The 9136-nt window shown below is 70.0% G+C and carries 5 protein-coding genes and 1 tRNA gene; 3 read left to right on the top strand and 3 right to left on the bottom strand.

The window, feature by feature from the left end; genetic code table 11:
• Positions 1-276 precede the first annotated feature (276 nt).
• From ABZ656_RS06015 to ugpC, 3 genes are all read right to left on the bottom strand, one after another.
• Entirely contained in the window at positions 277-1008 is a 732-nt protein-coding gene (locus ABZ656_RS06015; protein ID WP_101404320.1) for a nucleotidyltransferase family protein, read from the bottom strand.
• 95 nt (positions 1009-1103) lie between these two features.
• Complete coding sequence (locus tag ABZ656_RS06010; protein ID WP_054232443.1) at positions 1104-1553, bottom strand: hypothetical protein; 450 nt, start codon at positions 1551-1553, stop codon at positions 1104-1106.
• 248 nt (positions 1554-1801) lie between these two features.
• Positions 1802-2938 (bottom strand): sn-glycerol-3-phosphate ABC transporter ATP-binding protein UgpC, encoded by a 1137-nt coding sequence (ugpC, locus tag ABZ656_RS06005; protein WP_054232444.1) that lies wholly within the window; start codon positions 2936-2938, stop codon positions 1802-1804.
• A gap of 225 nt (positions 2939-3163) precedes the next feature.
• Between ugpC and ABZ656_RS06000 the strand changes: the two genes are divergently transcribed.
• From ABZ656_RS06000 to fxsT, 3 genes are all read left to right on the top strand, one after another.
• Positions 3164-3240, top strand: a tRNA-Thr gene (locus tag ABZ656_RS06000).
• A gap of 123 nt (positions 3241-3363) precedes the next feature.
• Positions 3364-4836: a hypothetical protein gene (locus tag ABZ656_RS05995; RefSeq protein WP_129592260.1), complete on the top strand. Its 1473-nt coding sequence runs from the start codon at positions 3364-3366 to the stop codon at positions 4834-4836.
• A gap of 379 nt (positions 4837-5215) precedes the next feature.
• Positions 5216-9106 (top strand): FxSxx-COOH system tetratricopeptide repeat protein, encoded by a 3891-nt coding sequence (fxsT, locus tag ABZ656_RS05990; RefSeq protein WP_101404322.1) that lies wholly within the window; start codon positions 5216-5218, stop codon positions 9104-9106.
• Positions 9107-9136 lie beyond the last annotated feature (30 nt).

Here is a 9136-nt window from a genome sequence, read left to right as displayed (position 1 = left end):
CTCCGCCACCGTCATGCCGTGGTCGATGGCGCTGGGCAGGTCTACGTGGTCCGACCCGATCCCCGCCGTGATCGCGAGCGGGCCCCGCACATCAAATGTGCGGGGCCCGTCCTCGTACTGCCGAAAGGGGCTCTGGCCCCTCGTACTGCCGAAGGGGGCTCTGGCCCCTCGTACTGCCGAAGGGGGCTCTCGCCCCTCGTACCGCCAGGAAGGGGGCTCTCGCCCCTCGTACCGCCAGGAAGGGCTCTCGGCCCTCGTACCGCCGGGAAGGGGCTCTCAGCGCCCCAGGGCCGCGAGTTCCTTCGCCGCCTCCGTGAGGTCCTTCGCGGTGTCGATGGCGCGCCAGTAGGCCCCCTGCGGGAGCGAGAAGCCGGCCAGGCGGCGTTCGCGGGCCAGGTGCGGGAACGTGGTGCGCTCGTGGTCGCCGCGCTCGGGGAGCAGGTCGGCGAACTCGGCGGAGAAGACGTAGACGCCCGCGTTGATCTCGTACGTGGTCGGCGGGGACTCGATGAAGTCCGTGACGCGTCCGAAGCCGTCGGTCTTGACGGCGCCCCACGGGATGCGCGGGCGGGCGAGGGCGAGGGTCGCGACGGCGTCGCGCTCGGTGTGGAAGTCCGCCATGTCGCGCAGCGAGAAACGGGTCCAGATGTCGCCGTTCGTCGCGTACCAGGGCTTGTCCGGGTAGGGAAGGTGCGCGGCGGCGTACTTCAGGCCGCCGCCCCGGCCGAGGGGCTCCGTCTCGACGACCGTCGTGATGTTGACCGGGAGGTCGGCCGAGTCCAGCCACTTCTGGAGGACCTCGGCGAGGTGGCCGCACGAGACGACGACGTCGGTGACGCCCTCCTCGGCGAGCCAGGTCAGCTGGTGACCGATGATCGGGGTCCCGGTGCCGGGGATCTCGACCATCGGCTTGGGCCGGTCGTCGGTGTAGGGACGCAGTCGGGAGCCCTGACCACCGGCCAGGACGACGGCTTGAACGGGGCGTGACGCGGCGTTCGGATGGGTCATGCCCGAACTGTACGTGGCGCCCCGCTCACGGCTTCTGTCGGCAACCGTTCCCTTAAACAGCTGTTACCTGACAGAACAGGTGTGGCCGGTGGGGTTCAGAGATGCGTGGCCGCGACCCCCGATGCGAAGGACGTGTCGCAGACGGGGCGCGCGAACGCCTGGGCGCGCGTCGGGCCGTACGCCCGGACTGCGGCGCGGCCGAGAGCGCGGGCGATGGAGACGCAGTGCTTGGCGAGCGACGGGCGGCCGTTCACGGCCTCCTGGAGGTGGGTGAGGGCGACGCCCGGGTTCTTCTCCTGGAGCTCCAGCAGGAGCCGGTCGCGCAGCACGTCCTGCGGGGCACGGGAGACGGCACGCGAGGAGACGTCCGAGGAGGAGGCGGTGAGCACCGAGTCCGAGGAGTTCCCCGACCAGTTGACTCGGGTGACCGCGAGGGTCCCGGAGAGCACCAGGACGACAGGCAGAACGAGGGCGAGGGTGCGACCGATCCGGCGCGCGGGGCCACGGCCACGCCGGGTCCGTTGGTTAGTGGTGGAGTGCTTCACGCGAGTGAGGGTAGCGCGGGGTGATGATTTGGCGACATTTAGTAATCAGTTCGGGGGATAGGGGGACGGCTTTCGCTGGGCGGCGAGTTGACGTACAGGGATCGAAATGACCGGCTTGCCGGGGTATTTGTCGACAACGAAGAGGGCCCCACAGCAGGCTGTGGGGCCCTCTTCGTCAGCTTGGGTGAATTCGACCGCCGCGCGGTTTTCGTCCGCCCGACTTGCTTTTCGCGATGATCAGGCGGCGATCAGTCGGAAAGACGCTCGCCCGTGGAGGTCGAGAACACGTGGGTCTCGCCCGGCCGCGGCACGACGTGCAGCGTGGCGCCCTTGTCCGGGACCGCGCGGCCGCTGACGCGGACGACCAGGTCCGTGAGCTTGTCGTCGACCTTGGCGCTGCCGTAGACGTAGCCGTCGGCGCCGAGCTCCTCGACGACGTTCACCGAGACGGCCAGGCCGGCCGGGGCGTCCGCGCTGTCCTTCGACAGCGACTTGGCGGCTTCGCCGTTGTGCTCGACGATGTCGAAGTGCTCCGGGCGGACGCCGACCGTGACGGTGCGGTCGCCCTTGTCCGCGGCGGCCTTCAGGGCCTCGCGGTTCACCGGCACGACGGAGTTGCCGAACTTCACGCCGCCGTCCGTGATCGGGACCTCGACGAGGTTCATGGCGGGGGAGCCGATGAACCCGGCGACGAAGAGGTTCGCGGGGCGGTCGTACATGTTGCGCGGCGAGTCGACCTGCTGGAGCAGACCGTCCTTGAGCACGGCCACACGGTCGCCCATGGTCATGGCCTCGACCTGGTCGTGGGTGACGTACACGGTGGTGATGCCGAGGCGGCGCTGCAGCGAGGCGATCTGCGTACGGGTCGAGACGCGGAGCTTGGCGTCGAGGTTCGACAGCGGCTCGTCCATGAGGAAGACCTGGGGCTCACGCACGATGGCGCGGCCCATCGCGACACGCTGGCGCTGACCGCCGGAGAGAGCCTTCGGCTTGCGGGCGAGGTAGTCCGTGAGGTCGAGGATCTTCGCCGCGTCCTCGACCTTCTGGCGGATCTCGGCCTTCGGGACACCGGCGATCTTGAGCGCGAAGCCCATGTTGTCGGCGACCGTCATGTGCGGGTAGAGCGCGTAGTTCTGGAACACCATGGCGATGTCCCGGTCCTTGGGCGGCAGGTGCGTGACGTCGCGGTCACCGATGCGGATGGCGCCGGCGTTCACGTCCTCGAGCCCCGCGAGCATGCGGAGCGAGGTGGACTTGCCGCAGCCGGAGGGACCGACGAGGACGAGGAACTCGCCGTCCTCGATGTCGATCTCCAGAGCATCGACGGCGGGCTTCTCGGAACCCGGGTAGATCCGGGTCGCCTTGTCGAACGAGACAGTGGCCATGGTGAGGGGCCCCCTTCACCGGCAGGAACGTGCCGGACGATCCGTTGTAAAGGTGGTGTCCACCGCGAAGCTTTCGTGGTGGTGTAGTCCACGAGAGTGAACTGGCTCAGGACGCTACCTGGCATTCACCTGGTCTGTCAGTAGCCCAGGGGCTGTGAACTTCGCGGAAATTTTCGAGAAGGCGCGGCTGGGACCTGGGTACACTGCACGGGCACACGCGTGCAGGCCTCCTTAGCTCAGCTGGTCAGAGCGCCGCTCTTGTAAAGCGAAGGTCGTCGGTTCGAATCCGACAGGGGGCTCCAACAGCACGAACGACACGGACATCCCGCGGTGATGCCCGTGCTTTTTCCTGCCGTGCCCCGCTTTACGGCCTTACCCTGTTGGGCACCATCAGGGTGCCGCGCCAGCTGTGTGGAGGTAACGGGGTGAGAGGGCGCAGTCCGGATCGGGTCCGCAACGAGCTCATGGTCTCCATCGTGGACGCGTTGCAGGGGTCGGCCACGGTGAGCCAGGCGAGCAGCCGCGAGGTCTGGCGGGATCTGCTGGCGGGTGAACTGGCCGTGCCCGTGGAACCCTTCGGCGGGGACCGGCTGCGGCCGTGGCTGTTACAGGTGGTGAAGGAGTGCACCGCCGTCGGTGACGGTCTGGCCTGCCTGGTGCGGTCGCTGGAGTATGTGGAACAGCAGTCGGCGACGGTTGCCGAGCTGTGGCCGCTCGTGGACGAGTGGGAGGCCGTCGACTTCTTCAACAACGCCGATCTCGGTCACCTGCGACCCGTCCTGCTGGCGATGGGCTCCACGGATCTGGCCGTCATGGCGCGCCGCGCGAGCCGCTCCCGTGTCCAGGAGCTGCCGGGGTGGTGCCAGACGGGGTGGCAGGTCTTTCTGCGGCTGGCGGGCGAGAACTCCCCGGCCGGTGAACTCCCGCCCAGCATGGCCTTCCTGGCGCTGTCGGCCGATCGGCTGATGGAGGACGGCCAGCCGGAGGCCGCCGAGGTGCTGCGCCGCTTCAACCGAACCCAGACCGTCGCCCTGGGCATGGAGGACCTGCTCTCCGACTGGCAGCACTCGGACTTTCCGCAGCCCGCGCCGTCCCTCGTCCCGGCGTATCTGATGATCCAGTTCGAGCCGGACCGGATCGAGCCGGACAGGTACTACCTCTCGCACTGGCGCCAGTCCGACTCCGAGGGCTGGCATCCCGTGCGCGGCGAGACCGTCCACCTGGGCCGGGAGGAGCTCCCGGGCGCGGTGGAGCGGCTGATCGAGGAGGCCGAGGAGAAGTGGGCCGACCTGCGGCAGCCGGTGATCCTGGAGTTCATCCTGCCCTGGGAGCTGCTCAACGAGCCCGTGGAGTGGTGGTCGAAGGAATCCGGCTCCGAGGCCCCGACCCCGCTGGTCATGGACTATCCGGTGGTGGTGCGCAGCATCGAGCGCCTGCAGCGGGCCGCCTGGCACCGGCCCTGGCACCACAAGTGGCGGCAGCTGCGGGAGCGCCCGGCGGACAGCCACCCGCACTGGAGCAGCCCGGCGCAGGACGAGGCGTACTTCTTCCATCTGGAGCGTGAGCTGAAGGAGGACCGGCACGCGGTGTGCCTGGTGCTCAGTCAGCCCCCCGGTGACGAGTCGGGCACCGGCCGCCGTGAGGTTCTCGCCGGGCTGCGGGCCGGGGTGCCCGCGATGATCTGGCACCGCGGCGACTGCGCCGACCCGAAATTCAGGGACGCCATCGGCGAGATACTGCAGGACCGGGGGCTGGGCAGCCTGGCGGAACGGGTCGGGGAGTGGCGCAAGGACGCGCTGGCCCTCGGCCCCGGTGCCTGGGACGGGCACGTGGGTCGCCATCTGGCCATTCTGCTCGACGACCCCGAGCGCAAGCCGAGTCCGCCCGGACCGGTGTAGGCCGTCATGCCCCGACGGCCCGGAACGGGCCTCCGACCGGCGAGCGGAGGCGGATACCCCATGGTCTTGCACACGCCATCGCCGACTGTCAGGCTATTGACGAGACAGAGCCACCGGCTGTCCACAGGGGGCAAGTACCATCCGGCGATTGACTTTCGGACCCTTCTGCCGTCTCCTGTGGCCTGCCATGTTGCACCGCAAGCAGACCACTGCCAGGCTTGGCACGTGGATGTCACGCATGCCCGCGGACTGCGGGACTCCTCCTCGGTGCTCCCTCCGTCGTCGGGTATGACCGGACGTTCTGAGGGCGCCGCTTATGCAGTGTGACGACGGTCCACGACCACCATCGGTATCGGTATCTGACGATGCGTCACTCGCCGTGCTGTCGCACGCTCTGCGTGGCCTCGGACAGGGGTCTTCCGCGGATCCCCCGGACGTACTGCTCGTGGTCGACGACTACGTGACCATGCGGGTCTGGGACGAGACGGTCACCCGACTGGCCGACGAACTCGCCCGCGAAGAGTCACTGGGCCCGGTCACCCGCTTACGGCTGCTGAGTTCGGACGACACCGAGCCGGGGCGGATCCGGCTGGAGCACCTTCCCCCGCCCGTGGGCGAACACCGGGTGGTACTGGTGCTGACCGACGGGCTGGCCGCGGGCTGGCGTTCGGACGCGGTGCTGCCGCTGCTGCGCGAACTGGGCCGCTCCGAGCCCCTCGCGGTCCTGCACCTGCTGCCCCAACGGCTCTGGTTCCGGACCGGCTTGGACGTCTACCGCATGCGCCTGGGCTCCGGGCGCCCCTGGGCGCCCAACGACTCCCTGGGCTGGGAACTGCGTACCTCACCTCTCGAACCGGTGGACGACGACTCGGCGGCACGGGCCGGCGTGGTGCCCGTCCCGGTCCTGGAGCGGACCGGGCACTCCCTCACCTGCTGGGTCGACCTGGTGACGGGCCGGGCCTCCGAGGGCGTGGAGATGTCGGGCGTGCGGGCCCGCGACTGGAAGCGGCGGCCGGACGCCGCGCGTGCCGTGCCCTGGGTCGACGACGTGCCCGACCCCGCCAGCGCCGTACCCCCGTGGGAGCGTGTCTCGGAGTTCCGGGCCGCCGCCTCGCCCACCGCGTTCGCGCTGGCCACCCGCCTCGCGGCGGCTCCTCTGACGCTGCCCGTCATGAGCGCCCTGACGGCCTCGGTGCCGGGTGCCGGACCCGCCCACCTCACCGAGCTGCTGATGAGTGGTCTGGTGCGGCCCGCGGGCGCGGAGGCCGAACGCGCGGCCGACGTGGTCTTCGCCTTCGGCCCGAACATCCGCCAGGAGTTATTGGCGCTGGCCCGCCGCCGGGACACCATCCGCGTGCTGCACGACGTACGGGCGCTGATGGCGGTCCCGGAGGGATCCGACCCGATCCTGCCCGCCGCGGACGAACTCCTCGAGACCACCGTTGTGCCGCCCGTGACCCCGCGGAACGTGGCGTTCCTGCGCATCGAACTGGCCGCGCTGCGCGCCCTGACCGGACGCTTCCTGCCCCAGGCCGAGCGTCTCGCGCGGGCACTGCGCGCGTACGACCTGCAGAACACCGTCAACCTGGGCAAGGACGCACGTACCCATACGCGGCAACAGGCCTCCGCCACCCGGTCCGGCCGGGATGCCGCACACGCCCCGAGGGGGCCCGAGACAACTTCAGAAGGAGCCACGACCATGGCGACCACGCAGCAGCCGGCGGTGGAGAGCGCGCGTGCGACGCAGCCGCGCATCTGGGGGAACATCCCCCCGCGCAATCCGAACTTCACCGGCCGCGTGGACCTTCTGGAACGACTGCGGGAGCGCCTTCAGGAAGGCACGACCACCGTGCTTCCCGAGGCCATCCACGGCATGGGTGGTGTCGGCAAGACCCAGATGGCGATCGAGTACGCCTACCGGCACCAGTCCGAGTACGACGTCGTCTGGTGGATCCCCGCCGAGCGCCCCGGCCAGATCGGCCAGTCCCTGGTGGAGCTCGCCCAGCGGCTCGGCCTCGGCACCAGCCCCGAGGCCAACATCGCCGGTCCCGCGGTGCGCGAGGCGCTGCGCGAGGGGCGGCCGTACTCCCGCTGGCTGCTGATCTTCGACAACGCCGACAGTCCCGAGCGCGTCCGCGACTACTTCCCCACCGGCGGCAGCGGCACCATCCTCGTCACCTCCCGCAACCGGCGCTGGAGCGTCGTCGGTCCGTCCCTGGAGGTCGATGTCTTCACCCGGGAGGAGAGCAAGGAGCTGCTGCGCCGCTCGGGTTCGCCGGGGGACCTCGACGACGCCGAGGCGAACCGCCTCGCCGAGGCCCTCGGTGACCTCCCGCTCGCCCTGGAACAGGCCGCCGCATGGCGCGCGGAGACCGGGATGCCGGTGTCGGAGTACCTGCGCCTGTTCGAGGACAAGCGCAGTGAACTCCTCGAGGTCTCCCCGCCCCCGGACTACCAGCTTCCGGTCGCGGCCGCGTGGAACGTCTCCCTGGACCACCTGGAGACACGCAGCCTCGCCGCCCTGCGCCTGCTCCAGTTGTGCTCGTACTTCGCGCCGGACCCCATCTCCCGTTCGATCTTCTCAGGCCTCGGCGGTTCCCGGATCGACCCCGAACTCGACCGGGCCCTCAACGACCCGATGCGACTCGCCCGCGCCATTCGGGAGATCAACCGCTACTCCCTCGCCCGCATCGACCACCGGACCAACTCGATCGAGATGCACCGCCTGGTCCAGGCCGTGCTGATCAACCGCATGACCCCCGAGGAACAGAACCGCATGCGCAGCGGGGCCCACACCCTTCTGGCCGCCTCCGACCCCAAGGGACCCAACCAGTCGGCCAACTGGCCGCGTTACGCCGAGCTCTACGGCCATGTCATCGCCTCGGGCGCCGTCGAGTCCGACCAGCCGTGGGTGCGCGAGCTCGTGATGAACATCGCCAAGTACCTCTGGTACTGGGGGGACCACAAGGTCGCCCGTGAGTTCATGGAGCAGGCCTGGCAGACCTGGCGGCAGCTGTTCGGCGAGGAGGACCAGCAGACGCGGCTGATGGCATGGTGGCTGAGCTTCGTCTATCTCAAGGTGGGCCGTTACGACGATGCCTCGCAGCTCGTGGCCCAGCTCAAGGACGTCTATGCCCGCACCGCGCCCGCGGACCGGGAGGACACCCGTGAGGACGCGCTGGAGACCCTGAACCTGGAAGCCGCCGTACGACGCGTCCAGGGGGACTTCGCCGCCGGGGCCGAGCTGGACGAGGCGGCTTACGACCGGGCGCGCCGTGCCTTCGGCGAGGACGATCCCACCACGCTGGACAGGGCCCACAACCTCGGGGTGAGCCTACGGCTGGTCGGTGAGTTCCAGCGCGCGCTGGAACTGGACCAGCACACGCACGCCCTGAAGGCGCGGCTGTTCGGACGTGACCACCAGCAGTCGCTGATCACCGAGGCGAGCATCGCCGTCGACGTGCGTGAGACCGGCGACTACGTCGGCGCGCGGTCTCTGCAGCAGGCGGTAGTCGACGGTTTCCGCGCGGTCTTCGGGGCCGGCAACCCCTCGACGCTGGGTACCGTGCGCCAGCTCAGTGAGGCGTCCCGCAAGGAGGGCGACCCGGTTACCGCGCTGGTCCTGGCACGCGAGGCGTTCGACCAGTTCACCCGTCGGTACGGCGACACGCACCCCGAGTCCCTGACCGCGTCCCTCGCCCTGTCGGTGGCACTGCGGCACAACGGTGAGCTGGAGGCGGCCCGCGACCGCGGGGAGAAGGCGCGCGAGCGCTACCGCAGGCTGTTCCAGCCCGACCACCCGCACGTCCTTGCGGCCGACATCGACCTCGCTGTGACGCTGCGGCTGTTGGGCCGGGTGCAGGAGGCCAAGCGGCTGGACGAGACGGCGCTGGAGTCGCTGACCGAGCGTCTCGGGGAGGGCCATCCGATCGCGCTCGCCTGTGCCATCAACCTGGCGAGCGACCTGAGCGCGCAGGGACAGTCGACCGAGGCCCGCCAACTCGGCGAGAAGACACTGGAGCTGTGCCGGGAGCGACTGGGCGAGGACCACCCCACCACATTGGTGTGCGCGGCCAACCTCTCCCTCGACCTCATCGCCGTCGGCCAGGAATCGGAGGGCGCGGCACTGCACGCGGCCACGCTGGAGCGGATGGAGCGGGTCCTCGACGGGCCCCGGCTGCGCTCCGCCGAGCCCGCGCCGCACCCGGCGACGCTGCAGACCCGGGCGATGAAGCGGGCCAACTGTGACATCGACCCGATGCCGTTGTGAGGTCAGGGGCAAGGTCGCGCGACCGCCGGT

It is taken from the genome of Streptomyces sp. NPDC007095 (assembly GCF_040634475.1).
Classification (GTDB): Bacteria; Actinomycetota; Actinomycetes; order Streptomycetales; family Streptomycetaceae; genus Streptomyces.
Note: the sequence above shows the minus strand (reverse complement) of the source record. Positions and strands in the feature narration are given on the sequence as shown.